At 68.7% G+C, this 26,022-nt stretch carries 24 protein-coding genes, 1 tRNA gene and 1 pseudogene; 17 read left to right on the forward strand and 9 right to left on the reverse strand.

The features are described 5' to 3' along the window. Positions 1-78 precede the first annotated feature (78 nt). Entirely contained in the window at positions 79-1,530 is a 1,452-nt protein-coding gene (gene sbcB / locus Q0716_RS06890; protein WP_299021271.1) for an exodeoxyribonuclease I, read from the forward strand. Here the strand turns inward: sbcB and Q0716_RS06895 are convergent. Both Q0716_RS06895 and Q0716_RS06900 read right to left on the reverse strand, forming a co-directional pair. After that, the gene (locus Q0716_RS06895) at positions 1,497-4,160 is read right to left on the reverse strand and encodes a PAS-domain containing protein (protein ID WP_299021274.1); all 2,664 of its coding nucleotides are present in this window, start codon (positions 4,158-4,160) and stop codon (positions 1,497-1,499) included. The two genes, sbcB and Q0716_RS06895, sit on opposite strands and share 34 nt — an antisense overlap. A gap of 106 nt (positions 4,161-4,266) precedes the next feature. Next, complete coding sequence (locus tag Q0716_RS06900) at positions 4,267-5,766, reverse strand: helicase HerA-like domain-containing protein (RefSeq protein ID WP_299021276.1); 1,500 nt, start codon at positions 5,764-5,766, stop codon at positions 4,267-4,269. A 123-nt stretch (positions 5,767-5,889) separates the two neighbouring features. Here Q0716_RS06900 and Q0716_RS06905 point away from each other — a divergent pair, with 123 nt between their 5' ends. The 8 genes and pseudogenes from Q0716_RS06905 (at position 5,890) to rng (ending at position 12,583) form a co-directional block, all read left to right on the forward strand. Further along, complete coding sequence (locus Q0716_RS06905) at positions 5,890-6,615, forward strand: YebC/PmpR family DNA-binding transcriptional regulator (RefSeq protein WP_299021278.1); 726 nt, start codon at positions 5,890-5,892, stop codon at positions 6,613-6,615. A gap of 8 nt (positions 6,616-6,623) precedes the next feature. Next, positions 6,624-7,913: a phosphoribosylamine--glycine ligase gene (gene purD, locus Q0716_RS06910; protein ID WP_299021329.1), complete on the forward strand. Its 1,290-nt coding sequence runs from the start codon at positions 6,624-6,626 to the stop codon at positions 7,911-7,913. Between the two features lie 41 nt (positions 7,914-7,954). Next, positions 7,955-8,875, forward strand: a complete 921-nt coding sequence (hemF, locus tag Q0716_RS06915) for an oxygen-dependent coproporphyrinogen oxidase (RefSeq protein ID WP_299021280.1) — start codon at positions 7,955-7,957, stop codon at positions 8,873-8,875. Further along, positions 8,872-9,525, forward strand: a complete 654-nt coding sequence (gene nadD, locus Q0716_RS06920; protein WP_299021282.1) for a nicotinate (nicotinamide) nucleotide adenylyltransferase — start codon at positions 8,872-8,874, stop codon at positions 9,523-9,525. The genes hemF and nadD overlap by 4 nt, the downstream gene beginning before the upstream one ends. Before the next feature lie 4 nt (positions 9,526-9,529). Then, positions 9,530-9,886 (forward strand): annotated as a pseudogene (gene rsfS / locus Q0716_RS06925) (ribosome silencing factor); the annotation flags it as partial. Positions 9,887-9,978: 92 nt separating this feature from the next. Next, complete coding sequence (rlmH, locus tag Q0716_RS06930; RefSeq protein WP_299021285.1) at positions 9,979-10,449, forward strand: 23S rRNA (pseudouridine(1915)-N(3))-methyltransferase RlmH; 471 nt, start codon at positions 9,979-9,981, stop codon at positions 10,447-10,449. Then, positions 10,446-11,084, forward strand: coding sequence for a Maf family protein (locus tag Q0716_RS06935; protein WP_299021287.1), 639 nt, complete (start codon positions 10,446-10,448; stop codon positions 11,082-11,084). The genes rlmH and Q0716_RS06935 overlap by 4 nt, the downstream gene beginning before the upstream one ends. Positions 11,085-11,098: 14 nt before the next feature. Beyond that, positions 11,099-12,583, forward strand: a complete 1,485-nt coding sequence (gene rng / locus Q0716_RS06940; protein WP_299021331.1) for a ribonuclease G — start codon at positions 11,099-11,101, stop codon at positions 12,581-12,583. Between the two features lie 28 nt (positions 12,584-12,611). Here the strand turns inward: rng and msbA are convergent, their stop codons facing one another. Next, positions 12,612-14,366: a lipid A export permease/ATP-binding protein MsbA gene (gene msbA / locus Q0716_RS06945; RefSeq protein WP_299021334.1), complete on the reverse strand. Its 1,755-nt coding sequence runs from the start codon at positions 14,364-14,366 to the stop codon at positions 12,612-12,614. A 316-nt stretch (positions 14,367-14,682) separates the two neighbouring features. Between msbA and tolB the strand changes: the two genes are divergently transcribed. From tolB to Q0716_RS06975, 6 genes are all read left to right on the forward strand, one after another. Further along, positions 14,683-15,933, forward strand: coding sequence for a Tol-Pal system beta propeller repeat protein TolB (gene tolB / locus Q0716_RS06950; RefSeq protein WP_299021289.1), 1,251 nt, complete (start codon positions 14,683-14,685; stop codon positions 15,931-15,933). Between the two features lie 53 nt (positions 15,934-15,986). Then, positions 15,987-16,577, forward strand: coding sequence for a peptidoglycan-associated lipoprotein Pal (gene pal, locus Q0716_RS06955; protein WP_299021291.1), 591 nt, complete (start codon positions 15,987-15,989; stop codon positions 16,575-16,577). 8 nt (positions 16,578-16,585) lie between these two features. Next, the gene (gene ybgF, locus Q0716_RS06960) at positions 16,586-17,407 is read left to right on the forward strand and encodes a tol-pal system protein YbgF (RefSeq protein WP_299021293.1); all 822 of its coding nucleotides are present in this window, start codon (positions 16,586-16,588) and stop codon (positions 17,405-17,407) included. A gap of 84 nt (positions 17,408-17,491) precedes the next feature. Beyond that, entirely contained in the window at positions 17,492-18,604 is a 1,113-nt protein-coding gene (locus tag Q0716_RS06965) for a YeeE/YedE family protein (RefSeq protein ID WP_299021295.1), read from the forward strand. Beyond that, the gene (locus Q0716_RS06970; protein ID WP_299021296.1) at positions 18,601-19,419 is read left to right on the forward strand and encodes a tRNA threonylcarbamoyladenosine dehydratase; all 819 of its coding nucleotides are present in this window, start codon (positions 18,601-18,603) and stop codon (positions 19,417-19,419) included. Before Q0716_RS06965 ends, Q0716_RS06970 begins: the two co-directional genes overlap by 4 nt. Positions 19,420-19,502: 83 nt before the next feature. Then, positions 19,503-19,578 (forward strand) — tRNA-Lys (locus Q0716_RS06975). Between the two features lie 130 nt (positions 19,579-19,708). Here the strand turns inward: Q0716_RS06975 and murI are convergent. The 3 genes from murI to rpsU all read right to left on the reverse strand — a co-directional run bounded on the left by murI (position 19,709) and on the right by rpsU (position 21,348). Beyond that, positions 19,709-20,545, reverse strand: coding sequence for a glutamate racemase (gene murI / locus Q0716_RS06980; protein WP_299021299.1), 837 nt, complete (start codon positions 20,543-20,545; stop codon positions 19,709-19,711). A 21-nt stretch (positions 20,546-20,566) separates the two neighbouring features. Next, positions 20,567-21,028 carry a GatB/YqeY domain-containing protein gene (locus tag Q0716_RS06985; RefSeq protein ID WP_299021301.1) on the reverse strand — a complete coding sequence of 154 codons (462 nt, stop codon included), beginning with the start codon at positions 21,026-21,028 and terminating at the stop codon, positions 20,567-20,569. Between the two features lie 107 nt (positions 21,029-21,135). Beyond that, positions 21,136-21,348 (reverse strand): 30S ribosomal protein S21, encoded by a 213-nt coding sequence (gene rpsU, locus Q0716_RS06990; RefSeq protein ID WP_143901936.1) that lies wholly within the window; start codon positions 21,346-21,348, stop codon positions 21,136-21,138. 170 nt (positions 21,349-21,518) lie between these two features. On the opposite strand from rpsU, the gene pap reads away from it, so the two are divergent. Beyond that, positions 21,519-23,021, forward strand: coding sequence for a polyphosphate:AMP phosphotransferase (gene pap / locus Q0716_RS06995; protein WP_299021315.1), 1,503 nt, complete (start codon positions 21,519-21,521; stop codon positions 23,019-23,021). Here pap and Q0716_RS07000 read toward each other — a convergent pair. Genes Q0716_RS07000 through Q0716_RS07010 form a run of 3 tightly spaced genes read right to left on the reverse strand, consistent with a single transcriptional unit; the run spans position 23,018 to position 25,500 of the window. Continuing rightward, complete coding sequence (locus Q0716_RS07000) at positions 23,018-23,332, reverse strand: YkgJ family cysteine cluster protein (RefSeq protein ID WP_299021319.1); 315 nt, start codon at positions 23,330-23,332, stop codon at positions 23,018-23,020. The genes pap and Q0716_RS07000 overlap by 4 nt on opposite strands. A gap of 27 nt (positions 23,333-23,359) precedes the next feature. Continuing rightward, complete coding sequence (gene argF / locus Q0716_RS07005; RefSeq protein WP_299021321.1) at positions 23,360-24,307, reverse strand: ornithine carbamoyltransferase; 948 nt, start codon at positions 24,305-24,307, stop codon at positions 23,360-23,362. Continuing rightward, on the reverse strand, positions 24,304-25,500 hold the full coding sequence (locus Q0716_RS07010) for an aspartate aminotransferase family protein (RefSeq protein WP_299021323.1): 1,197 nt from the start codon (positions 25,498-25,500) through the stop codon (positions 24,304-24,306). The genes argF and Q0716_RS07010 overlap by 4 nt, the downstream gene beginning before the upstream one ends. 226 nt (positions 25,501-25,726) lie before the next feature. Between Q0716_RS07010 and Q0716_RS07015 the strand changes: the two genes are divergently transcribed. Further along, positions 25,727-26,022: DUF3579 domain-containing protein (locus Q0716_RS07015; protein WP_299021326.1), on the forward strand; the 296-nt coding region annotated here is incomplete at its 3' end.

Genomic DNA, 26,022 nt, shown 5'->3' on the forward strand with positions numbered 1-26,022 from the left:
GTCATGGCCCGCAGTCTACGCCGGAATGCCGACCTGCGGGGGACCATGCGGTGATCAACTGCGGGTAGGATGCGACGTGTGACGACCGCGACCCCCACCTTCCTCTGGCACGACTACGAAACCTTCGGTGCCGATCCCCGCCGCGACCGTCCGGCGCAGTTTGCCGGTCTGCGCACCGATGCGCAGCTGCAACCGATCGGCGAGCCCGTGGTCTGGTATTGCCAGCCGACCCTAGACTATCTGCCGGACCCGGAGAGTTGCCTGATCACCGGCATCACGCCTCAAGATTGCCTGGCCCGAGGCGTGACGGAGCGGGTCTTTGCCGAGTCGATCCTGGCCGAGCTGGCGCGCCCAGGCACGATCGGCGTGGGCTACAACTCGATCCGCTTCGACGATGAATTCACCCGTTACCTGCTGTGGCGCAACTTGCTCGACCCTTATGGCCGCGAGTGGCGCAACGGTTGTGGGCGCTGGGACTTGCTGGACGTGGTACGCATGACCTGGGCCCTGCGGCCGCAGGGCATCGAATGGCCGCGCAACGGCGACGGCAAACCGAGCTTTCGGCTGGAGCACCTCACGGCTGCCAACGGGCTGGGCCACGACCACGCCCACGACGCGCTGTCGGACGTGCAGGCCACCGTGGCGCTGGCGCGGCTGATCCGCCAGCACCAGCCACGCCTGTTCGACTATGCGCTGTCGCTGCACCGCAAAGACCGTGTCCTGCAGGTGTTGGGCTTGCCGGCGCTGGCGGGGCAAGGCAGGCCGTTCGTGCACATTTCGGGGCGGTTTTCGCCCGAGCGCGGCTGCCTCGCGGTGATGTGGCCGTTGGCCAGCCACCCGCGCAACCGCAACGAGCTGCTGGCGTGGGATTTGGCGTTCGACCCGCGCGAGCTGGCCGATCTGCGCCCCGACGAGGCGCGCCGACGCCTTTTCACCCGCCAGGCCGATTTGCCCGACGGCATGCAGCGCTTGCCGCTCAAGAGCGTGCACCTCAACCGTTCGCCGATGGTCATTGCCAACGTGGCCGTGCTGCGCGACGGGCCGGCGGAGCGCTTCGGGTTGGATCTGGGTGCGATCGAGCGCCATGCCGACTATGCCGCCGCGCTGCCCGATTTGGGGCCGCTGTGGTCCGCGCTGTATGCGCGCGACGAGGCCCCGAGCGACCCGCCCGACGTGGACGCTGCGCTCTACGACGGCTTCGTCGGGGACGAGGATCGGCGGCGACTCGAGCGGCTGCGCGCGCTCGACCCGGCCGACCCCGCGTGGCGCCGGGCGGGATTCGACGACCCACGCCTGCCGGAGCTGGTATTTCGCTTTCGCGCGCGCAACCACCCCACGACATTGGATGCCGCTGAGCGCGAGTGCTGGCGCGCGCATTGTCGTACGCGCTGTGTCGTGCCTTTGCCAGGCTACCAGCAACGTGTCGAACGGCTGGCGCAAGAGGCCGCCGCACGGGGCGATCCGCGCGCCACCGGCATTTTGCGGGCCGTGGCGGACTACGCTGCGTCGCTGGCGGCGGAAGACGCCTGATCCACCGTGCCCCACAGGTCCGCGTGCATGCCGCCGGCGCACTGCTGCACATACGCCCAGGCGTGCAGCGCCGGCATGGGCCGCGCCAAGCCGAACCCTTGCACCGCGTCGCACCCCAAGGCGTGCAAGGCGCGCAGCTGGGCGGGGGTTTCGACGCCCTCGGCCACGGATTGCCGACCCAGCTGCCGCGCCATGGTGATGGCGGCGGCGACGATGGCCGCGTCGTCGCTGTCGCGGTCCAGGTCACGCACGAAGGCACGGTCGATCTTGAGGCGGTCGATTGGCAAGTGTTTCAGGTATGCCAGCGACGAGTAGCCGGTGCCGAAATCGTCGATCGCCACGTGCGCACCCCAGGTCCGCAGGCGCGACAGTTCGGCCTCGGCGCGCACTGGGTCGCGCATCATCGCGCCCTCGGTGATCTCGAACTCGAAGCCCCGCAGGGGCTGGTCGGGATCGGCGGGGTCGGGGTCGCCAGCGGTGATGGCATCGCGGATACGCTCGGCCAGCCCTGGGCGGTCGAACTGCCTTGCCGAGAGGTTGATGCTCCAGGTCAGCGCCAGCTCGGGGTGGTGTTGCCGCCAGCGCCGGCGCTGGCGGGCCACGGTCGTGCACACCCAGCGGCCGAGCGCCTCGATGAGATCGGCCGACTGTTCGGCCACCGGGACGAACGTGGCGGGTGGTAGCTGCTCGCCATTGGCCTGCGGCCAGCGCAGCAGGGCCTCGAAGCCTAGCAACGGCAGCCCGGGGCGCAAACCGTGGATGGGCTGGTAGTGCAGCTCCAGCGTGTCGTGCGCGATGGCCTCGCGCAGCCGACCTTCCAGCTCGATGCGGTGCCGCACCGACTCGTTCATCGAGGGCGTGAAGTAGCACCAGCCCGCCCCGCCGTCGTGCTTGGCGTGGTACATCGCGATATCGGCCAGGCGCAGCAGTTCACCGGGCTCGCGGCTGTCGCGTGGTGCCAGCGCGATACCGATCGAGGGGGTCAGGTAGGCGCGCTGCGTCCCGCCCGCGCCATCGGGCACGACGAACGGCTCGGACAGGGTTTGCACGATTTGCAGCGCCACTTGTGCGCCGTCCGCTTCGTCCTGCATGCCGGTGAGCACGACGACGAACTCGTCGCCGCCGATGCGTGCGACGACATCGCTGGCCCGCACCCGCGCGCGCAAGCGCCGCGCCGCTTCCATCAGCACTTGGTCGCCGGCCTCGTGGCCAAGTGAGTCGTTGACCGCCTTGAAGCGATCCAGGTCGATGAACAATACCGCCAGCGGCCGCCCGTCGCGCTCGGCACCGCGCAGCGCCTGCTCCAGGGCCACCGGCAGCGCGTGCCGGTTGGTCAGGCCAGTCAGCGCGTCGGTGCGTGCCAGGCGCTCGATCGCGTCTTGCGCCGCGCGTCGCTCGGTGACGTCGGTATAGATGGTCACAAAGCCGCCCGTGGCCAGCGGCTGGCCGCGGATGTGCAGCACGCGTCCGTTGGGGCGTACGCGCTCGAACTCATGCGGCTCGAAGCGCAGCGCGCGTTCCCGCATCTGGGCCAGGGCGGCTTCGGGGTCGGGCTGCGGACCGTATTCGCCGCGTTCGATGTTGTAGCGCAGCACGTCGACCAATGTCACGCCGGGCTGCTGCATCAGCTCGCGCGGAAGATCCAACAGCTCTAGTAGCCGCTCGTTCCAGACTTGCATACGCAACTCACGGTCGACCATCGATACCCCGGCAGGGATGTTGTCCACCAGGGTGCGCAGGATATCGAGCGCCTGTGCCAGGCGTTCGCGCTCCTGCTTTTGTTCGGTAATGTCGGTATAGGTGGTCACGAAACCCACGGTTTGGCCGTCGCGCACGATCGGCTCACCAATGACCAGGTGCGTGCGTCCATTGGGGCGGGTGCGCTCTAGTCGGTGGGGGCGAAATTCCAGCGCCAGCTCGCGCCGCCGGGCTACGGCGGCCTCGGGGTCCTCTCCCGGGTACTCGCCGCGCTGAGCCGGCACGCGGATCAGGTCGGCGAAATCCACGCCTTCGCGCAGCAATGCGGGCGGCAGGCCGAGCACCTGCCCGAAAGCCTGGTTCCACACACGCAGACGCAGGTCGCGGTCGAAAACACTCAAGCCCATGGGCAGGTGCTGCACGATCGCTTCCAAGTAGGCGGTACGCTCGCGCAATTCGGCCTCCAGCCGCACGCGCTCGGTGATGTCGAGATTGACGCCAAACGCGATGCGCTGCCCCGTGGCGGGCTCCTGCGTGACGACGATGCGCAGCATGTGGTGGGTGATGCGCCCGTCGGGTTGCTGGATGCGATAGCCGGTCTCGCCGCCGCCTGCGGCATAGGCGTCTTCCAGTGCCTGGTTGACCCGGGCGCGGTCCTCGGGCACCAGTTGGCGCAGCGACCGCTGGCGCTCCGCAGGTTCGTCCGGGGCGATGCCGTGCATGCGCCGAAAAACGGCCGACCACCACAGCTCCTGCGTGTCGAGGTTGCGGCGCCAGTGCGCGATACCGAGCCGGTCGAACAGGTCGAGGGCCCATTGCCGCTCCTGCGCCAACAGCCGTTGCGTGCTTTGCTGTGCTTGCCGGGCACGCCACCAGCCGACACCCAGAATGGCGGCCAGAGTCCAACCGATCCAGGTCAGCCAGCCAGTCATGGGTGGGGGTCTCCTCGTCGTGTGGAAATGCGCACCTCCCGAGTGTACGGCCCCGCCCACCGGTGCGGGCTGCGCACAAACCCGCAGCCCCACGCTGTTGCACGGCTCAACGTCGCCGCGTGCTGCCGCCGACCAGGCCGCCCAGCAAGCCGCGCACCAGTTGCCGCCCGAGTTGTGCCCCGACTTGACGCACCGCGGTCTTGACCACCGTCTGTACCAGGCCATCGGTCTGGCCACCGCGTGGCCCGGTGCGCCCAAACAGCAGCTCGCCGACCGCGCCGCCAAGCCCTCCCGTGGCGCTGGCGGCTGCTGGCGCATCGGCGGCGGGGGCTGCATGGGTTGCGCGCAAGCGCTCGTACGCACTTTCGCGGTCGATGGTTTGCTCGTACACGCCGGCCACCAGCGAGCTGCGTAGCAACGCTTGTCGCTCCGGCGGCGTCACCGGGCCCAGGCGGCTGGCGGGGGGCAGCACCCAGACGCGCTCGGTCTCGCTGGGGCGGCCCTTGGCGTCGAGCAGGCTGACCAGCGCCTCGCCCACGCCCAGTTCCGTGATGGCAGCCTCGAGGTCCAACCCGGGTTTGGGGCGCATGGTTTGCGCGGCCGCCTTGACCGCCTTTTGATCGCGCGGGGTGAAAGCGCGCAGCGCGTGCTGCACCCGGTTGCCCAACTGGCCCAGGATGCTGTCTGGGATGTCGAGCGGATTCTGGGTGACGAAAAACACCCCGACGCCTTTGGAGCGGATCAGCCGCACGACCAGCTCGATGCGCTCGACCAGCACCTTGGGCGCGTCGTCGAACAGAAGGTGCGCTTCGTCGAAAAAGAACACCAGCTTGGGTTTGTCGACGTCGCCCACCTCGGGCAGCGTCTCGAACAGCTCCGACAGCAGCCACAGCAAGAAGGTGCCATACAGGCGCGGCGCGTGCAGCAGTTGATCGGCCGCCAGGATGTTGACCACGCCGCGGCCATCCACCGTCTGCATCAGGTCGGCGATATCGAGCATCGGCTCGCCGAAGAAGCGGTCTGCGCCCTGCTGCTCCAGCGCCAGCAACCCGCGCTGGATGGCGCCCACGCTGGCGGCGCTGATGTTGCCATACTGCGTGGTGTACTGGCGCGCGTGGTCGCCCACGTGTTGCAACATGGCACGCAGGTCTTTCAGGTCCAGCAACAGCAGGCCCTGGTCGTCGGCGATTTTGAACACCAGGTTGAGCACCCCGGTCTGCGTCTCGTTGAGGCCCAGCATGCGCGCCAGCAGCAGCGGGCCCATGTCCGAAATGGTGGCGCGCACCGGGTGGCCCTGCTGGCCGAAGACGTCCCACAGCGTCACCGGGCACGCGGCCGGTTCGGGCGCCGGGATGCCGCGTTCGGCCAGCACCTGCGCCAGCTTGCCCTCGATGCGTCCGGGCTGACTGATGCCGGTCAGGTCGCCCTTGACATCGGCCATGAAGACGGGCACGCCGTGGCGAGAAAACCCTTCCGCCAGCGTTTGCAGCGTGACGGTCTTGCCGGTGCCAGTCGCGCCGGTGACCAAACCGTGGCGGTTGGCTTTGTCCAGACGCAGGTGGCATTCGATGGCGTCGCGGCGGGCAAGCAGGATGGTATCGGTCATGGTGCAGCGGGGCAGGGGGGAGCGAAGAGGGGTAGTGGGCCACACGGACCCCGGCGCGTAGAATACCGCAGGAGGACGACCGGCGCCCGAGCCGGTCACCGAGACGGAACCAACGAGGTTTGCATGGCAGGACATTCCAAGTGGGCCAATATCCAGCACCGCAAGGCGCGCCAGGACGAGAAGCGCCAGCGCATCTGGACGCGGGTGGTGCGTGAAATCATGATCGCCGCCCGCCAGGGCGGCGGCGACCCGGCCGCCAATCCGCGCCTGCGGCTGGCGATCGAAAAGGCCAAGGCCGCCAACATGCCGGCCGACACCATCAAGCGCAACATCGACAAGGCCACTGGCAACCTGGAGGGGGTCAGCTACGAGGAGGTGCGCTACGAGGGCTACGGCATCGGTGGCGCGGCCGTCATCGTCGACTGCATGACCGACAACCGCGTGCGCACGGTGGCCGAGGTGCGGCACGCCTTTTCCAAGCACGGCGGCAATCTGGGCACCGAGGGATCGGTGGCGTTTCAGTTCCAGCACTGTGGCCAACTGGTGTTCGAGCCTGGCACGTCCGAGGACAAGGTGATGGAGGTGGCCATCGAAGCCGGTGCGGACGATGTGCTGACGCAGGACGACGGCTCGATCGAGGTGCTGACCGCGCCCGGTCAGTTCGAAGCGGTGCGCGATGCGCTGCGGGCCGCGGGTCTCACCCCGGCCATGGCCGAAGTCACTTGGCGCCCCACCAACACCGTCGTGCTCACGGGTGAAGACGCGGTGCGCATGCAAAAACTCCTCGACGCCCTGGAAGACCTGGACGACGTGCAGGACGTCTTCCACAACGCGGAATTGCCGGAATGAGCGAACGGATTCGGGTCTTGGTCGTCGGCAGTGGCGGCCGCGAGCACGCGCTGGCGTGGAAACTCAAGCAATCGCCGCGTGCCGAGCAGGTGTACGTGGCCCCGGGCAACGGGGGTACCGCCCGCGACGCGCAACTGGTCAACGTGCCCCTCACCGACGTGGCGGCCTTGCGCGATTGGGCGCTGGCCAACCGCATCGGCCTGACGGTCGTCGGCCCCGAGGCGCCGCTGGCCGCCGGCATCGTCGATGCGTTTCGGGCCGCGGGCCTGCGCATCTTTGGTCCGACACAAGCGGCTGCGCGGCTGGAGAGCTCCAAGGCGTTCGCCAAGGCGTTCATGCAGCGCCACGGCATTCCCACGGCGCGGCACGAAACCTTCTCCGACCCTGCGGCGGCGCACGCCTATGTGGATCGTGTGGGTGCGCCCATCGTCGTCAAGGCCGATGGCCTGGCCGCGGGCAAGGGCGTGGTGGTGGCCATGACCGCCGCCGAGGCGCACGAGGCGATCGACTTCATGCTGGTGGACAACCGGCTGGGCGTGCAGCACAACGCCGAGGGCGCGCGCGTCGTTATCGAGGAATACCTGATCGGCGAGGAAGCCAGCTTCATCGTGCTGGTGGACGGCGAACACGTGCTGCCGCTGGCCACCAGCCAGGACCACAAGCGCCTGCTCGACGGTGACGCTGGGCCCAACACGGGTGGCATGGGGGCGTACTCGCCCGCGCCCGTGGTCACGCCCGCGGTGCACGAGCGCGCCCTGCGCGAGGTCATCGAGCCCACGGTGCGCGCGATGGCGGCCGAGGGCGTGCCATACACCGGCTTCCTCTACGCCGGGTTGATGGTCGCGCCCGACGGCTCGGTCAAGACGCTGGAGTTCAACTGCCGCATGGGTGACCCCGAGACGCAGCCCATTCTGATGCGGCTGCGCACCGATTTGGTCGAGGCACTGCTCGCCGCGACCGAAGGGCGGCTCGACACGGTGACGCTGGAGTGGGATCCGCGCGTCGCCCTGGGCGTCGTGGTGGCTGCGGCGGGGTATCCGCAGGCGCCGCGCAAGGGCGACGCGATCACCGCGCTGCCCGTCGACACGGACGATGCGGTGGTGTTTCACGCCGGCACCGCGCTGCAAGGCGACCGGTTGGTGACCAGCGGTGGGCGGGTGCTGTGCGCGACGGCGCTGGGCGCGGACGTCGCCGCGGCGCGCGAGCGCGCCTACGCCTTGGTGCGCGGGGTCGCCTTCGACGGCATGCAGTACCGCCGTGACATCGGCCACCGGGCGCTGGCGCGCGCGGTCGGCTGAAGGCAAGCGCCGGCGCGTCGCCGTCGGCAGGAGGCAAATCCATGGCCCTCGAGCCCGTTTCCCAGATGCGCGAATACCTGCTCGGATTGCAGCAGCGCATCACCAGCGCCATCGCGGAGATCGATGGCCGATCCTTTCTGTCCGACGCCTGGGAGAAAGCGCCCGGCGAGCCGCTGCAGGGCAATGGCGTGACCCAGATTCTGGAGGGTGGCGCGGTATTCGAGCGCGCGGGCTGCGGGTTCTCGCATGTCAGTGGCCCGAAATTGCCACCCTCGGCCACGCAGCACCGGCCCGAACTGGCGGGCGCGCCGTTCGAGGCACTGGGCGTGTCGTTGGTCTTTCACCCGCGCAACCCTTACGTGCCCACGGTGCACATGAACGTGCGCATGATCACCGCCCGCCCCGTGGGCGGCGGCGAGCCGGTGAGCTGGTTTGGCGGCGGCATGGACCTCACGCCTTACTACGGTTTTGAAGAGGACGCGCGGCATTTCCACCGTATCTGCGCGCAGGCGCTGGCGCCGTTCGGTGCCGACAAGTACCCGCGCTTCAAAGCCTGGTGCGACGACTACTTCTGCCTGCGCCACCGCGGCGAGCAGCGCGGCATCGGCGGTATCTTCTACGACGACTTCTCGGAACTCGGCTTCGAGGGCGGCTTTGCCATGACGCGCGCCGTCGGCGACGCCTTTTTGCACGCCTACCTGCCCATCGTGCAGCGGCGCAAGGACATGCCCTGGGGCGAGCGCGAGCGCCAGCACCAGCTCTACCGGCGCGGCCGCTATGTCGAGTTCAACCTGGTGTGGGACCGCGGCACGCACTTTGGCCTGCAGTCGGGCGGGCGCACCGAATCGATTCTGCTGTCCATGCCGCCGCTGGTGCGCTGGGCGTATGACGAGCGGCCGCAGCCCGGCACGCCCGAGCACCGGTTGCTGACCGAATTCTTGGTGCGCCGGGACTGGCTGTGACGGCCGCCGACGCAGCGCCCGCGCCGCCGCGTATCGGCGTGTTTGGCGGCGCGTTTGACCCGCCGCACCGTGCCCACCGCGCCGTGGCCGAGGCGGCGTTGCACCAGTTGGCGCTGGATCGGCTGCTGATCGTGCCGACCGGGCAGGCGTGGCACAAGACGCGGCCGCTAACGGCGGCCGAGCACCGGCTGGCGATGTGCGAGCTGGCCTTCGGCGACCTGGCGCGGGTGTCCATCGATGCGCGCGAAACCCGGCGCAGCGGCCCCACCTACACCATCGACACGCTGTGCGGGCTGCACGCCGAATACCCGCAGGCACAGTTGTATCTGGTGGTCGGGGCCGACCAGTGGTTGGCCCTGCGCACTTGGCACCGTTGGGAAGACATTCTGCGCCTGGCCACCGTGGCGGTGGCCAACCGGCCGCTGGCGGGGGTTGGGGCGGCCTTGCCCGACCTGGCGGCTGTGGGCCTGCCATTCGTGCCGCTGCGCTTGCCCCCCATCGACCTCAGCGCCACGGCGCTGCGCGCCCGCTGGCAGGCGGGTGACGCGGGGAACGCGGCCGCGGCGCTGGTGCTGCCCGCCGTGGCGCGGTATATTTCCGAACACGGGCTCTACCGCGCCACGGGCGGGCCGTCCGACTCCACTGCTTGACTCCATGACCGAAACCGCTGCCCAACGCCAGATTCGCAAACTCCAGCGCGCCATCGTCGATGGCCTCGAAGACGTCAAGGCGCAAGACATCCAGGTGTTCAACACCGAAGCCATCACGCCGCTGTTCGAGCGCGTCATCATCGCCAGCGGCACGTCCAATCGCCAAACCAAGGCGCTGGCCGCGAGCGTGCGCGACAAGGTGGCCGAAGCCGGGTTTGCCAAACCCCGCGTCGAAGGGGAGGACAATGGCGAGTGGATCATCGTGGACTGTGGCCAGGCCGTGGTGCACGTGATGCAGCCCGCCATCCGGCAGTATTACCGGCTGGAGGAAATCTGGGGCGGCAAGCCGGTGCGCCTGCGCAAGGCGCCGCCGTCGGCGGCGCCGCGGGCCGCGGCCGAAGCCACCCCTGCCGCAGCGCCTCGGCGCCGCCGCCGGGTGGCCGACGACGCGGCATGAAGTGGCACCTGCTGGCGGTGGGACAGCGCCTGCCGGACTGGGCCGAAGCGGCCTATGAGGACTACGCCCGGCGCTTGCCACCCGAGGTGCGCATGCACCTGCGCACTGTCAAGGCAGAGCCGCGCGGCGGCGGCAAGGCCCCCGAGGCCCTGATGGCGGCCGAGCGCCAGCGGCTGGAGGCGGCCTGCCCCAAGGGGGCCCGGCTGGTCGTGCTGGATGAGCGCGGCGAGCGCTGCACCACGGTCGAGCTGGCCGCGCGCCTGCGCCAGTGGCAACTCGACGGCATCGACGTCGCGTTCGTCATCGGCGGCCCCGACGGGCTGGACCCGGGGCTGCGGCAGGCCGCCCGCTGGCGGCTGCGCCTGTCGGACCTGACGTTACCGCATGCCCTGGCGCGCGTGCTGCTCATCGAGCAGTTCTACCGGGCCTGGTCCATCAACACCGGACACCCCTACCACCGCGAATGAGCCACGTCCCTCCCTCGCTTCCCGCCGACGGTCGGCCCTGGGTCTATCTCGCTTCGCAAAGCCCGCGACGGCGGGCGCTGCTCGAACAGTGGGGGGTGACCTGCGTGCCGCTGTTGCCCGACGCCAGCGAAGACGCCGAGGTGCTCGAAGGTGTCTTGCCCGGCGAGGCCCCGCTGGCGTACGTGCGCCGGGTCACCCGGCTGAAGCTGCGCGCGGCCGAGGCGCGGCGCCGCCAGCGCGGCTGGCCGCCCGGTGTGGTGCTGTGCGCCGACACCACCGTGGCCGATGGCGGCGACATTTTGGGCAAGCCTGCGGATGCCGCCGACGCGACGCGCCTGTTGCAGCGCCTGTCGGGGCGCCGTCACCAGGTACTCACCGCGGTGGCGCTCGCCTGGGCGGGGCGCGAGGCGCTCGCCGTGAACCGCTCCACGGTCACCTTCAAGCCCTTGTCGGCCGAGGAAATCGACGCCTACGTCGCGACGGGGGAGCCGTTCGGCAAAGCGGGCGCCTACGGCATCCAGGGGCTGGCTGGTCTGTGGGTGCGGCGCATCCAGGGCAGCTACACCGGCATCATGGGCCTGCCCGCCTACGAAACCGCCGAACTGCTGCGCCGCGCTGGCCTGCGCCTGCTGTAAGCTGATGCGCCATGATGGCCTCGCACGACATCCTCATCAACTGGTCGCCGCAAGAAACCCGCGTCGCGCTCATCGAGCAGGGCGCGGTGCAGGAAGTGTGGCTCGAGCGCTCGCTCGAGCGTGGCCTCGTGGGCAACATTTACGTCGGGCGCGTGCAGCGCGTGTTGCCGGGCATGCAGTCGGCGTTCATCGACATCGGGCTGGAGCGCACCGCCTTTTTGCACGTGGCGGACTTGTTGCCGCAGATTCAGGCCCGCCACGGGGGCGGGCGCACCGGTGAGACCGAGACAGGCGCCGTCCCGCCCATCGAGCGGCAGGTCTTCGAGGGGCAGTCGATCCTGGTGCAGGTGCTCAAGGACCCGATCGGCAGCAAGGGCGCGCGCCTGACCGCCCAGATCAGCATCGCCGGACGGCTGCTGGTCTTTTTGCCGCACGACGCGCACATCGGCGTGTCGCAAAAAATCCCGCACGTGCAACGCGAGGCCCTGCGCCAGCGCCTGCTGACCCTGGCGGGCGAGGGCGGCGGTGGGTTCATTTTGCGCACCAACGCCGAAGACGCCAGCGACGAGGAGCTGGCCGACGACATCGCCTACCTGCGCAAAACCTGGGCCCGCATCCGCGAGCGCGCGGTGCAGGTGGCGCCGCCCGCGCTGCTGTACGAGGAGCTGAGCCTGACGCAGCGCGTGCTGCGCGACCTGGCCGGGCCGCAGACGCGCTCGATCCAGGTCGACTCGCGCGAGCAGTTTGCCGCACTGCAGGCGTTTGCGCAGGAGTTCACGCCGCAGGTGGCCGAGCGGCTGGTGCTGTACCGCGGCGAGCGGCCCATTTTCGAGCCCTACCACGTCGACGACGAGATCGAACGCGCGCTGGGGCGGCGCGTCGATCTGAAGTCCGGCGGCTATCTGGTGTTCGACCAGACCGAGGCGCTGACCACCATCGATGTCAACACCGGTGGCTTCGTCGGCGCGCGCAATTTCGACGACACCGTCTTTCGCACCAACCTGGAGGCGGCGCAAGCGATCGCGCGCCAGTTGCGATTGCGCAACCTGGGCGGCATCGTCGTCATCGACTTCATCGACATGGTGCGCGACGACCACCGCGAGGCGGTGCTGGCCGAGCTGCGCAAGCAGCTCGCGCGCGATCGGGTCAAGACCATGATCGGCGGGTTTTCGCAGTTGGGGCTGGTGGAGATGACGCGCAAGCGCACGCGCGAGTCGCTGGCGCAAATGCTGACCGAGCCGTGCCCCGCGTGCGGCGGGCGCGGGCGGGTGCGCACCACGCGCACCGTGTGCTATGACATCTTGCGCGAGATCTTGCGCGAGGCGCGTGCGTTCGATCCGCGTGAGTTCCGCATCATCGCCGCGCCGCAGGTGATCGAGCGTTTCCTGGACGAGGAAAGCGCCCACCTCGCGGGCCTGTCGGACTTCATCGGCAAGCCCATCTCGTTGCAGAGCGAAAGCGGCATGACGCAGGAGCAATACGACATCGTGCTGTTGTAGGCGCTGCCCGCACCCGGTCGCGGCGGGGTCAGGTTTCGGGTTCGGTCCCGCTCTCGCCGTCGTCGATCCAGCCCGCACGCCCCCGCGCATGCAGCCGCGCGTACAGGCCCCCGGTGGCCAGCAGCTCGGTGTGGGTACCCTGCTCGACGATGCGGCCCTCTTCCAGCACGACGATGCGGTCGGCGTGCTCGATGGTCGAGAGGCGGTGCGCGATGACCAATGTCGTGCGGCCCGCCATCAGGCGGGCCAGCGCCTCCTGCACCAGGCGTTCGGATTCGTTATCCAGGGCCGAGGTCGCTTCGTCCAAAATCAGTACCGGGGCATCTTTGTAGAGGGCGCGCGCAATCGCCAGCCGCTGACGCTGCCCGCCGGAGAGTTGCGCCGCGTTGTGGCCCACCACCGTATGCAGGCCCTGTGGCAGCGTCGTCCACCAGTCGCCCAGGTTGGCCGCCTCCAGCGCCGCCCGTGCGCGTTGCTCGTCGGGATGGTCGTCGCCCAGCGCCACGTTGGCCAGCACCGTGTCGTTGAACATGACGACGTCCTGGCTGACCATCGCAAACTGTCGACGCAGGCTGCGCAAGTCCCAGTCGCGCACATCCACGCCGTCCAGCCGGACCACCCCCCGGCTGGGGGACACGAAGCGCGGCAACAGGTTGACCAGCGTCGTCTTGCCCGCCCCGGAGGGGCCAACCAGTGCCACCACCTCACCGGGCGCGATGTCGAGCGACACGCCGCGCAGCGCCGCCCCCGGCCGCCCCGCAAACCGCACCCACACCTCCTCCAGCGTGAGGCGACCGCGCGCGCGTCCGCCATCGTGGCCGCCGCCGTGCTGGGCCGGCGCGTGCTCGATGAGTTCGATGCCGCGCTCCAGCGCCGCCAGCCCGCGCGTGATCGGGGTCGCGATGTCGGCCAACTGCCGGATCGGGGTGATGAGCATCAGCATCGCCGTCACGAACCCGACGAAGCTGCCCACCGACACGCCGCCGGCGGCCTGGTGCAGCGCCACCATGATGACGGCCGACAGCGCCGTGGCAGCCAGGATTTGCGACAGCGGCGTCATGGCCGCGGCGGCCACCGTGCTCTTGAGCGCCAGCGAACGCAGCGCCCGGTTGAGCCCGGCAAAGCGGCGCTCTTGCTGCGCTTGGGCGCCATGCAGCCGCACCATGCGGTGCGCCAGCACGTTTTCTTCCACCACGTAGGCCAACTCGTCGGTGGCTTGCTGGCTGCGCCGCGTGACTTGGTACAGCCGCCGCGACAGCGCCTTCATGCCCCACGACAGGGGCGGAAACATCGCCAGCACGATCAGCGTGAGCTGCCAGTTGAGCCACAGCAAATAGGCCAGCAGCGCGGCGATCGTCAACACCGTGCGCACCAGCGTCAGCAGCGCGCCGACCAATTGCGCCGCGCCGTTTTGCACTTCGTAGACCACGGTGTTGGAAAGACGGCTGGCGTTTTGATCCGCAAACAGGCGCAAGTCGGCCTCACCCAGGCGCTCGAACATCGCTTGCCGCAGCGCCAGCATGCCGCCGTTGGCGGTGTAGGCCAGGCCGTATTGCGCCACGAATGTGGCCGCCCCGCGCACCGCAAACAGACCGATGAGGGCCACTGGCACCGACCACAGGGGCAGACCGCCGCCGATGAAACCCTCGTCGAGTAGCAGCTTGAGCAGCGCAGGGATGGCCGGTTCGGTCAACGCCGCCAGCAGCGCGCCCACGACCGCCATGACCAGCCCTGCGCGCGCCGGGCGGAAGTATGGCCACAGCCGCCACAGGCGCCGCGCCATGGTTTGCGAGGCCGCAGGGGGCACGGTGGTTTGGGGGTCCGGAGTCGGGTTCGGCAAGGTCGAGCGGATCGGATGCCCAGGCAGGGGCGGGAACTTTCTTGGCGGTGCGACCCACCCAGGATCGTCATCCGCGTTCCGGTATTATCGACCGTGGCCTCGCCACTGCGCGCCGCAGGCACGCGGGCCGTCGTTTTTTAGCTTCGTTTGCTTGTTCATGACGTCCATCCATTCCTCGTTCGTTGGAGCGTCGTTTCGCCCACCGGCAAGCCCGCTGCCGTCCTGCTGCCTGGGGCCCACGCGCCGCCGTTGGTTGGCCATGACTGCCGCCGGTACGCTGGCGGCAGTCAGCGGCTTGGCACGCGCCCAGTTTCGTGTCGAGGTCACCGGCGTGGGCGTGCCGCAGATTCCATTTGCCGTGGCGCCATTTGCCGTGCCCGCGGGCCTGCCGCAGGACGTGGCGGCCATCGTCGCGGCCGATCTGGTGCGCAGCGGGCAGTTGCGCCAATTGCCGGGTGGCACCACGGTGCTGGACGAGATGGCCCGGCCCGATCTCGCGCCCTGGCGTAGTCAGGGAGCGGATGCCCTGCTCACCGGCAGCGTCCGTCGGCTGGCCGACGGACGGTTCGACGTGCGGTTCCGGTTGTGGGACGCGGTGCGCGGCACCGACCTGGGGGGACTGAGCTATCCCGTGGGCGCGGCCGACCTGCGCCTGGCCGCGCACCGCATCGCCGACTACGTGTACGAGAAGCTCACTGGCGAGCGTGGGGTCTTTTCCACCCGCATCGCCTATGTCAGCAAAAACGGCGAGCGCCACCAGCTGTGGGTGGCCGATGCCGACGGCGAGAACGCCCAGCCCGCCTTGACGAGCCGTGAGCCCATCATCTCGCCCGCCTGGTCGCCCAATGGCGCGCAGTTGGCGTACGTCTCTTTCGAGGCGCTCAAGCCTGTGATTTATGCGCACGACATCGCCACCGGTCGCCGGCGGCTGTTGGCGAGTTTTCGGGGCTCCAACAGCGCGCCCGCCTGGTCGCCCGACGGGCGTCGGCTGTACGCCACGCTCACGCTGGCCGGCAGCTCGCAGATCTACGCGCTCGACCTCGACGGCGGCGCGCCGCAACGCATCACGCAAACGGGCGGCATCGACACCGAACCCGCGTTCGCGCCCGACGGCAAGGCGGTCTATTTCGTCAGCGACCGCGGGGGCTCGCCGCAGATCTACCGCATGACCCCCGACGGACGCGAGGTCACGCGCGTCACCTTCGAGGGCAGCTACAACGTCTCGCCCGCGGTCAGCCCCGACGGGCGGCACTTGGCATTCGTTTCTCGCATCGGGGACGCTTTCCGGCTGCGGCTCATGGACCTGTCCAGCGGTACCGTCACGTCGTTGACCGACACCGCCGCCGACGAGAGCCCGAGCTTTGCCCCCAACGGACGCCTCATCATGTATGCCACCCGGGTGCAGGGCCGCGAGTCGCTGATGACGACCACGCTCGACGGTCGCATCAAAACGCGACTGGCTGCCAGCGGCAACGTGCGTGAGCCCGACTGGGGGCCGTTCCCCGCGTGATCTGCTGATTTTTTTCCGTTTCACTTGTTCCCTTCCCATCCACTGTTTCGGCCATGAAATCTCTGTCCACCACGGTTCGTCTTTTCCCGATTCCCCGTCTGGGCGCCGCCCTGCTGGCGGCTGCCGTACTGGCGGGCTGCTCCAGCGTCAAGCTTGATGAAGCAGCGCCGGTCACCGACCGCACGCCAACGCCCGTGAGTCCGGCCGGTGCGGCGGGTGCAGGCGCGGGCTCGGGCGCGGCGGGTGCCTCCGTGGACGGCCGCACCGTGGTGCCGGTGCAAACCTCACAGCCCGGACAGGCCCAGCCGCCCGCCAACGTCGAGCGCGTCATCTACTTCGACTTCGACTCGTACACGGTCAAGCCGGAGTACATGGCGACGCTGGAGGCGCACGCGCGTTTCCTCAATGCCGACCGCCAGCGCCGCGTGGTGCTGGAAGGCCACACCGACGAGCGCGGCACACGCGAATACAACCTGGCCCTGGGCCAAAAACGCGCCGACGCCGTGCGCCGTGCTCTCGCGCTGCTCGGTGTGCAAGAGTCGCAGATGGAGGCGGTCAGCTACGGCAAAGAAAAACCCGCGGTCGAGGGTAGCGGTGAAGCGGTGTGGAGCCGCAACCGCCGCGTCGAGCTGCAATACCGGTGAAGATGGCCATGATGCGTTCGCGCTTTTCGGGTTGCGGCCTGCGCGGTGCCGCGGCGGGTGCGCTGGCCGCGGTTTGGCTCGCCGTCGCCACGCCCGCCCATGCGATTTTCAGCGACGACGAGGCGCGGCGCGCCATTCTGGATTTGCGCGCTCGGCTCGAGGCACAGCGCCAGACGCTGGAGACCCAACGCCAAGCGCTCGAAGCCGCCGAGCGCCAGTTGCAGGAGCTGCGCGCCGGTGGCGACGCCGCGCGGCGGGGCACGCTCGACGTGGTCAACCAAATCGAGGCGCTGCGGCGCGAGTTGGCCGAACTGCGCGGCCAGCAGGAGCGCCTGGCGCGCGACGTGGCCGACGTCCAGCGCCAGCAGCGCGACGCCCTAGCGGCGTTCGATGAGCGGCTGCGCGCACTGGAGCCCATCAAGGTCAGCGTCGAGGGGGTCGAGTTCACCGCCCGCCCGGACGAGAAGGCGGCGTTCGAGGCCGCGATGGCCGCCCTGCGGGCCTCCGAGTTCGCCCGCGCGGCGCAGGCCTACGCGAGCTTTCTGGCACGCTATCCCGACAGCGGCTACGCTCCCCTGGCCCTGTACTGGCGCGGCAATGCGCTGTATGCGGCACGCGACTACGCCGCCGCCATCCAGAGCTACCAGCGGCTGCTGGAGCAGTTTCCCAAACACCCGCGGGCGCCCGAGGCGATGCTGGCCGTGGCCAGTTGTCAGCTCGAGCTCAAGGACGCGAAAGCGGCGCGCGCCACGTGGCAGGCACTCGTCGCGCGCTACCCCGACTCCGAGGCCGCGGCCACCGCACGCGACCGCTTGGCGCGTCTGCGCTGACGCCCTTGCCGCCCGCGCGGCCATGGCGCAGCGCGGCGCCGGACGTGGGGCCGTAGAATCTGGCCCTCTACCGAGCGCAACACCATGGATTCCGCGGCTTTTCAATCCCTGTACCACACCGTTCTCGGGGCAGCGTTCGCCGTCTCGGCCCTGTTTGGTGCCATCGCGCACCGCACCCACTTTTGCACCATGGGCGCGGTCAGCGACATCGTCAACATGGGCGACTGGACGCGCATGCGCATGTGGATCATGGCCATTGGCGTGGCCATGGTGGGGTTTCATGGCATGGCCGCACTCGGGTGGATCGACCCCACACAAACCATTTACTACAGCGGGCGCGTGATTTGGCTGTCGGCCCTCGTCGGTGGCGCGCTGTTCGGCTTTGGGATGGTGCTGGGGTCTGGGTGCGGTAGCAAGACGCTGGTGCGCATCGGCGGGGGGAGCCTGAAGTCCGTCGTCGTGTTTTTCGTCATGGGCGTGGCGGCGTTTGCGACGCTGCGCGGCATCACCGCCGTGCTGCGGGATCGCACGGTGGATCGGGTCGCGTTCGAGATGCAGCCCGGCAGTCCGCTGTCGCTCTGGCTGGCAGCGCACCTGGGTTGGTCGGCCACGGCAGCCCTTTGGATCGGTGTCGGTGTGGGGTTTGCGCTCATCGTTTGGGCGGCTTGGGATGACGGCGTGCGCCGCTCGTCCCAGGCGTGGCTCGCCGGTCTGGGCATCGGCGCCACCGTCGTGGCCATGTGGTGGGTGACGGGACATTTGGGCTTCGTGCCCGAGCACCCCGAGACGCTGGAGCCCGTCTTCGTGGCCACCAACAGCGGTCGCATGGAGGCGCTCACCTTCACCGCCCCCATGGCCTATACGCTGGACTGGTTGATCTATTTCAGCGACCAAAACAAGGTGCTGAGTCTCGGCGTGGTCTCGGTTCTGGGTGTGGTGGCCGGGGCGCTGGCACACGCACTGGCCACGCGCACCTTCCGTTGGGAGGGCTTCGCGGGCACGCGTGACACCGCGCTGCATCTGGTGGGGGCGCTGTGCATGGGGGTGGGCGGTGTCACCGCCATGGGCTGCACCATTGGGCAGGGCTTGTCCGGTGTCTCGACGCTGAGCCTGACCAGTGTCGTGGCCTTCGCAGGTATCCTGCTGGGTGCCGTCGCAGGTCTGCGGCTCCAGCTGTGGTTGTTGGAACGCGAGTGAGCGCCGAGCCGTCTGCCACCGAGATCGGACAGGGCGCGGCTGACTTCGAACGCCGCTTTGGCGGCTTGCGTCGACTGTACGGGCCGGGTGGGGCGCAGCGCATCTTCGACGCCCACGTGATCGTCGTCGGCATCGGCGGTGTCGGTTCTTGGGCCGCGGAGGCACTCGCGCGCAGTGGGGTGGGGCGCATCACCCTCATCGATCTGGATCACATCGCCGAGTCGAACACCAACCGCCAGATCCATGCGCTCGAGGGCAGCTACGGCCAGGCCAAGGTCGAGGCCATGCGCGCGCGTATCGCCGCCATTCACCCCGGCTGCCACGTGCTGGCGATCGACGACTTCGTCACGCCCGACAACTGGCTCTCGTTGCTGGCGCACGCTCGTGCGCAGCAAGGCATGCAGGGGCCGCTGGCCGTCATCGATGCCTGCGATCAGATGGCGGCCAAAGTCACGCTGGCCGCCTGGAGCCGGGATGAGCACGTGCGGTTCGTGACCGTGGGCGCGGCCGGCGGCAAGCGTCGGGGCGAGCAGGTCGAAATCGCCGACATCGCGTTCGCCACCCACGACCCCCTGCTGGCGCAGCTGCGGCAACGCCTGCGCAAGGCGCACGGCGCGCCGCGCCAGGGTGCCATCGGGGTGACCGCGGTTTTTAGCCGCGAGGCCGTGCGGCCACCCGATGCTGCCTGCATGGCGGCAGGGATGCCGGACGGCTCGCTCAACTGCCACGGCTACGGCTCTAGCGTGGCGGTCACCGCTACCTTTGGCCTGTGCGCCGCGGGTTGGGTGATGGATGCCATCGCGAGCGATGCCTGAGCGCCTCACGCGGCAAAAACGCTTGAAATTGTTGCTATAATGTGAGCTTTCGCGCGGTGCAGTAGAGAGCTGTCGCGAATGAGGGGTCGTTAGCTCAGTCGGTAGAGCAGCGGACTTTTAATCCGTTGGTCGCAGGTTCGAATCCTGCACGACCCACCAACGATATCATAGGGTTACGCGACGTTTCCCTTCGGCTGCGGATTTCGTGCGTGACCAAGCTGTGACCGGCGCCCGGTTTACCCGGGTGCATCGGTTGCTGCCGTGAAGGTCGGATCCCAGAAAGATCCGCTCAGGGCTCGGCCGTATTCTCCCCCACCAAGCGCTCGGGCTGTGTGTCGCTGCCCCACAGCCGGGCGATCACAGTGCCGGTCTGCGTGAGGTCCCCGCTGGTCCAAAAGCGCACCATTCCCCCTCGTGGGCGGGAGTTGAGTAGCCCGGCTTCGGTCAGCCGGCGCGCCAGTTCACGCGCCACGGCGGGGGCGGGGTCGAGGATCGCGACGGACGGACCCGCGATGCGTTGAATGACGGGCAGCAAGAACGGGTAGTGGGTGCAGCCCAGCACCAGGACGTCGGCACCGGCATCCAGCAGCGGTTGCACGCGGTCGGCCACGGCCGCTTCGGTATCGGGACCGTCCAGTTCGCCGCGCTCGACGCGCTCGACCCAGCCGGGACAGGCTTGGCGCAGTACCTGCACACCCGCCGCGTGCTCGGCGATGAGGCGGGTCAGCCCTGGGCTGGCGACCGTGTTGCGCGTGGCCAGCACGCCAATGACGCCGCTGCGCGTCAGCGCAGCCGCGGGTTTGACGGCCGGCTCGATGGCCACCAATGGCCACCCGGGGTGCTGCGCGCGCAGGGCCTGAATGGACAGGCCCGTGACGGTGTTGCAGGCCACCACGACCGCCTTGCAGCCCGCACGCCGCAGTTGCCGCAGGATGTGTTCAGCCCGCGCCTGTACGAAAGCTGGAGGCTTGTCGCCATAGGGCGCATGGCCCGAGTCGGCGACGTAGATGGGGTCTTCGCCGGGCAGCAGGCGGTGGATTTCGCGCAGTACCGACAAGCCACCGACGCCGGAGTCGAAGACGCCAATCGGGGCCTCGGCGGGCGCGAGGTCGGGAGCCGTCGTCATGGACGGTGGGGGGCGGGCGGTTCAGCCAGCCAGCGCGCCCTTGACCGCAGCGGATACCTGCGCCATGTCGGCCTGCCCGGCGAGCTCGGCTTTGGCCAGCGCCATGACTTTGCCCATGTCCGTGGGCGTGGGCGCGCGGCCCAAATCGGCCGCGACACGGGCGACGATGTTCTGGACGGCGGCGGCAATCGCCGCGGCATCCAGTCGTGCGGGCAGATAGGCTTCCAGCACGGCGGCTTCGGCGCGTTCTTGGTCCGCCAGATCGGTGCGGCCTGCTTGTTCGTAGGCGGCTATCGAGTCGCGGCGCTGCTTGAGCAACTTGTCCACCACCGCGACGACGCCGGCGTCATCCAGCGTGGTGCGCTCGTCCACTTCCTTCTGCTTGATGGCGGCCAGCAGCAGTCGGATGGCGCCCAGGCGCGCGCTGTCTTTGGCGCGCATGGCGGCTTTCATGTCGTCGGTGATGCGGTCTTTCATAGACATGGCAGGGTCGCTCCGTATCAGCGGTGTCGATACCAATACGCAAGCCCGCCGGAGCGTCCTCGGGCGGGCTTGGGGGTCGGCGCAAGCCGAGTGGGGTGGCGCCCCGTTCAGTACAGGCGCTGCGGCAGCTGTTGCGAGCGCACACGCTTGAGGTGGCGCTTGATAGCGGCTGCCTTTTTGCGCTTGCGCTCGGCGGTGGGCTTTTCGTAGAACTCGCGGGCGCGCAGCTCGTTGAGCAGGCCCAGCTTTTCGATCGTGCGCTTGAAGCGGCGCAGGGCGACGTCGAACGGTTCGTTGTCTTTAACGCGGATGGTGGTCATTGGCCAATGGTTTCCGAAAGTGCGCCAGGGGCCGCACGTGGGGAAGATCAGACCCGACGGGGCTTGCCTGGCAAGGGTTCCTCGTCGACAAGGTGATCACGGCAGACGAGGCTTTGCCAGCAAAGACCAGTATTATAGCAAGATCCATTTGGGCAGAGGAGGGCTCGAGGATGTTCGATTCGGCCGAGATCGGTCACCGCATCGATCGCGCGACCTACAAGGCAGAGGTGCCGGCCTTGCGCGCCGCATTGCTCGACGCCCAATATGAGCTGTTGCGCCGTGCCGATCGGGCGGTGGTGGTGCTCATCAACGGTGTCGATGGGGCAGGGCGCAGCGAGACGGTCAACACGCTCAATGCCTGGATGGACCCGCGCCACATCCGCACGGAGGCGTTCGATGCCATGACGCCGGAGGAGCGCCGCTGGCCCGAGATGTGGCGCTTTTGGCAGGTGTTGCCGCCCAAAGGGCGCATCGCCATGCTGTTCGGCTCATGGTACACCGACCCCATCCTAGCGCGGGTGATGGGTGACGACGACGCCGACCGGTTTGCGCACCGGCTCGAGCGCATCCGCCAGTTCGAGCGCATGCTGGTGGCCGAGGGGGTGGTGCTGGTCAAGTTCTGGTTCCATCTGTCCAAGAAAGCAGCCAGGCGGCGCTTGAAGGATTTGGCGGCCGACCCTCGCACGGCGTGGCGCATTGGCCCGCGCGAGCGCGAGCACCTGAAGCACTACGACGAATTCATCGAGGCCAGCGACGAAGCGTTGCGCAAGACAAGCCTGGGCGAGGCACCCTGGATCGTGATCGAGGGCAGTGACGTGTGCTATCGCGAGCTGACCGCCGGGCGGCATCTGCTGTCGGTGCTGCAGCACACGGCCAAGCCAGCCCCGCCCACGCCGCCCCTGCCGCCCAGCGTGATCGAGACGGGCACGGATGACGTGACGTTGCTGCGGGCGCAAGACTACAGCCGGCGCCTGCCGCGCGAGCGCTACGACCGGTTGCTCGAGCGCTGGCAGGGCCGCTTGAATCTGCTCAGCCGCGACGCGCGCCTGCGCGAGCGCTCGCTGGTGGTGGTGTTCGAAGGCATGGACGCGGCGGGCAAGGGCAGCACCATCCGGCGCATCACGCAAGCGCTCGATGCACGCTTTTATCGGGTGGTGCCGGTGGCCGCGCCGAACGAAAACGAGCGCGCCCAGCCCTATCTGTGGCGCTTCTGGCGCTACATTCCGCCCCATGGTCGGGCGGTCATCTTCGACCGCTCCTGGTACGGCCGGGTATTGGTGGAGCGGGTGGAGGGCTTTTGCAGCGAGGCCGACTGGATGCGCGCTTACGGCGAGATCAATGCCTACGAGGAGGAGCTGGCCGAGGCGGGCGTGATCATCGTCAAGTTCTGGCTGGCCATCACGCCTGAGGAGCAGCTTCGGCGCTTTCGCGAGCGCGAGACGACACCGCACAAGCAGTTCAAGATCACCCCCGAGGATTGGCGCAACCGGGAAAAGTGGCCCGCCTACGAGCGCGCGGTGCAGGACATGGTGGATCGCACCTCGACCCGGGTGGCGCCATGGCACATCGTGGCGTCGGACGACAAGCTGTGGTCACGCATCGAGGTGCTGCGCACGCTGTGTCAGCAGGTCGAGGCGGCGTTGCAGCGGCAGCCGCGCAAGCACGGGGTCTAGCCGTCCGCAGCCAGGGCGGGCAAGCCATGCCGCGCGCGGGCCCGCGCGCACGCGTCGCTGCCGGCCTCGAACTCGCGGCACGGTGACGGGCGCCACTCGTAGATGGCACAGGCGACGCGCTCGCCGAGTGTGCCCGTCAGCGCCGCACAGCGCGGTGGCCAGTGATCGGTGCCGCGCATGCGCACCGTGGCACCTGCCACCTCCACCACCAAGCCATCGGGGACACTGCCGCCGCACGAGGCGGTTTCGTAAACGGAGAAGTCGACGCGAAAATGGGCGCAGCACGCGCCGCAGCGCAGGCAGTCGCTCATGGGCGTCCGATGGGGGCGACGGGTGTTTCAGGCCAGGCGGCCCAGCAGCAAATACTCCATCAAGGCCTTTTGCACGTGCATGCGGTTTTCGGCTTCGTCCCAGACGACGGACTGAGGTCCATCGATCACCTCGGCCGCGACCTCTTCGCCGCGGTGGGCGGGCAGGCAGTGCATGAACAAGGCGTCCGGCTTCGCCACCGCCATCATGGCCGGGGTCACGCACCAGGCGGCAAACGCTTGCTTGCGCACCTCGTTTTCGGCCTCGAAGCCCATGCTCGTCCACACGTCGGTGGTGACCAGGTCGGCGCCACGGCAGGCGTCCATCGGGTCGTCGAACACCTGCCAGAAGTCGCCCGGCGGCACACCGGCCACCGCGGGGTCGACCTCATAGCCGCGGGGTGTGCTGATGTGCACGCGAAAGCCCAGAATCTGCGCCGCTTGCAGCCAGGTGTTGGCCATGTTGTTGCCGTCGCCCACCCAGGCCACGGTGATGCCGCGCAGCGCCGCGGGGTCGATCGAGCCGTCGGCACGTCGGCCGCGGTACTCCAGCCAGGTGAACAGATCGGCCAGGATCTGGCAGGGGTGAAACTCGTTGGTCAGCCCGTTGATGACGGGCACGCGCGAGTGTGCGGCAAAGCGCTCGATCTTGCTTTGCTCGAAGGTACGGATCATGACGAGGTCGACCATGCGGCTGATGACGCGCGCGGTGTCCTCGATGGGCTCGCTGCGGCCAAGCTGGCTGTCGCCCGTGGTCAGGTGCACGACGGAACCACCCATCTGGTACATGCCCGCCTCGAAGCTCACGCGCGTGCGCGTGCTCGCCTTCTCGAAGATCATGGCCAACGTGCGGTCGGGGTCGGCAAATGGCTGGTAGCGTTCGACCGCCTTGAACTTGTGCTTGATGAACGCCGCGCGCACGAACAAATACGCGTATTCGTCGGCGGTCAAGTCCTTGAACTGCAGGTAGTGTTTCATGCGCTCGTCTCGTTCAGGAAGGCCCGCACCTGCGGCACCAGTTTGGCCACGATTTCGTCGGCTTCGGCGTGCGTCAGAATCAACGGCGGCACGAGGCGGATCACCCGCTCGGCCGTGACCGACAGCAACAGGCCGGCCCGCGCACACCGCTGCACCAAGTCGCCGCACGGGCGGTCCAACTCGATGCCCAGCATCAGCCCTTTGCCGCGGATCTCGCGCACGCCCGGCACCCCGTGCAGCGCCGCCCACAGTTGGGTGTGCAGATGGGTGCCGACCTTGGCCGCGTTGTCCAGCAGCCCCTCGTCTTCCATGATGCGGATCGTCTCCAGCCCCGCGCGCATGGCCAGCGGGTTGCCGCCGAACGTGGTGCCGTGGTTGCTCGGCTGAAAAATGTGGGCTGCCTTGGGGCCCGCAACCACCGCGCCGATGGGCACACCCGAGCCCAGCCCTTTGGCCAGCGGCATGACATCGGGCCGGATGCCGGCCCATTGGTGCGCGAACCATTTGCCCGTGCGCCCCATGCCGCACTGAACCTCGTCGATCATGAGCAGCCAGTCGTGCTCGTCGCACAGCGCGCGCACGCCGGCCATGTATTCCGGCGACAGCGGGTGGACACCGCCTTCGCCCTGGATCGCCTCGAAAAACACCGCCACCACGTTGGGGTTGCCCGCGGTGGCCGCGCGCAGGGCATCAAGGTCGTTGATGGGCACGCGGATAAAGCCCTCGACCAGCGGCTCGAAGCCCGCTTGCACCTTGGGGTTGCCCGTGGCCGACAGGGTGGCGATCGAGCGGCCGTGGAAGGCTTTTTCGTATACGACGATTTGGGGGCGATCGATGCCCTTGTCGTGGCCGAACTTGCGCGCGAGTTTCAGCGCCGCCTCGTTGGCCTCCAGCCCAGTGGAGCAGAAGAACACCTTGTCCAGCCCGCTGCGCTCGCACAGCGCGGCGGCCAGCGGCTCGGTCAGCGGGTGGTGGTAGTAGTTGCTGATGTGGATGAGTCGCTCGACTTGCTCTTGCAACGCCTTGACCAGGCGCGGGTGGGCGTGGCCCAGCGTGTTGACCGCGATACCCGCCAGCGCGTCGAGGTACTCGCGGCCCTCCACGTCCCAGACACGACAGCCGCGCCCATGCGACAGCATGATGGGCACGCGGGCGTAGGTGGACATCACGTGGGGTTCGGCAGGAGCGTTCATGGGCGTGCGGGTTTTGATTTGGGGTGAGAAATGCCAGCGGGCCAACGCTGGATTCTAGTTCTTGTCTCTGCAGCGGGGTTGCCGTCGGGTGCGTCAAGTCTTATATAAGATACAATACTTGTCAGGCGACGGGAGCGATCCTCGCGTTGCCGCGGCCCCCGCGCGGGAGCCGAAGTCCACCCCAACCATGGCCGCTTGCCCACCGGCAAGGGGCCCATTCAGCGCGATGGTCACGCCCAACGCCCAACAAGTCTTCATCCAGGGGGTCACCCGCAGTGGCCGGACGTTTCGTCCCAGCGATTGGGCCGAGCGGCTGGCGGGTGTCATGAGCCCGTTTCATCCCCAAGCCGGGCAGGGGCCTGGCGGGCACCTGCGCTATTCGCCTTGGGTGATTCCCACCGTCGTCAATGGCATCAAGTGCGTGGTCGTCGACCGGGCGTTGCGCGATTACGACGTGCGGGCATGGGACTTCGTGATGGGGTTCGCGCGCGACAACGACTTGGTCGTGACCGAGGCGTGCCT

The organism is uncultured Tepidimonas sp. (assembly GCF_938045175.1).
GTDB lineage: Bacteria > Pseudomonadota > Gammaproteobacteria > Burkholderiales > Burkholderiaceae_C > Tepidimonas.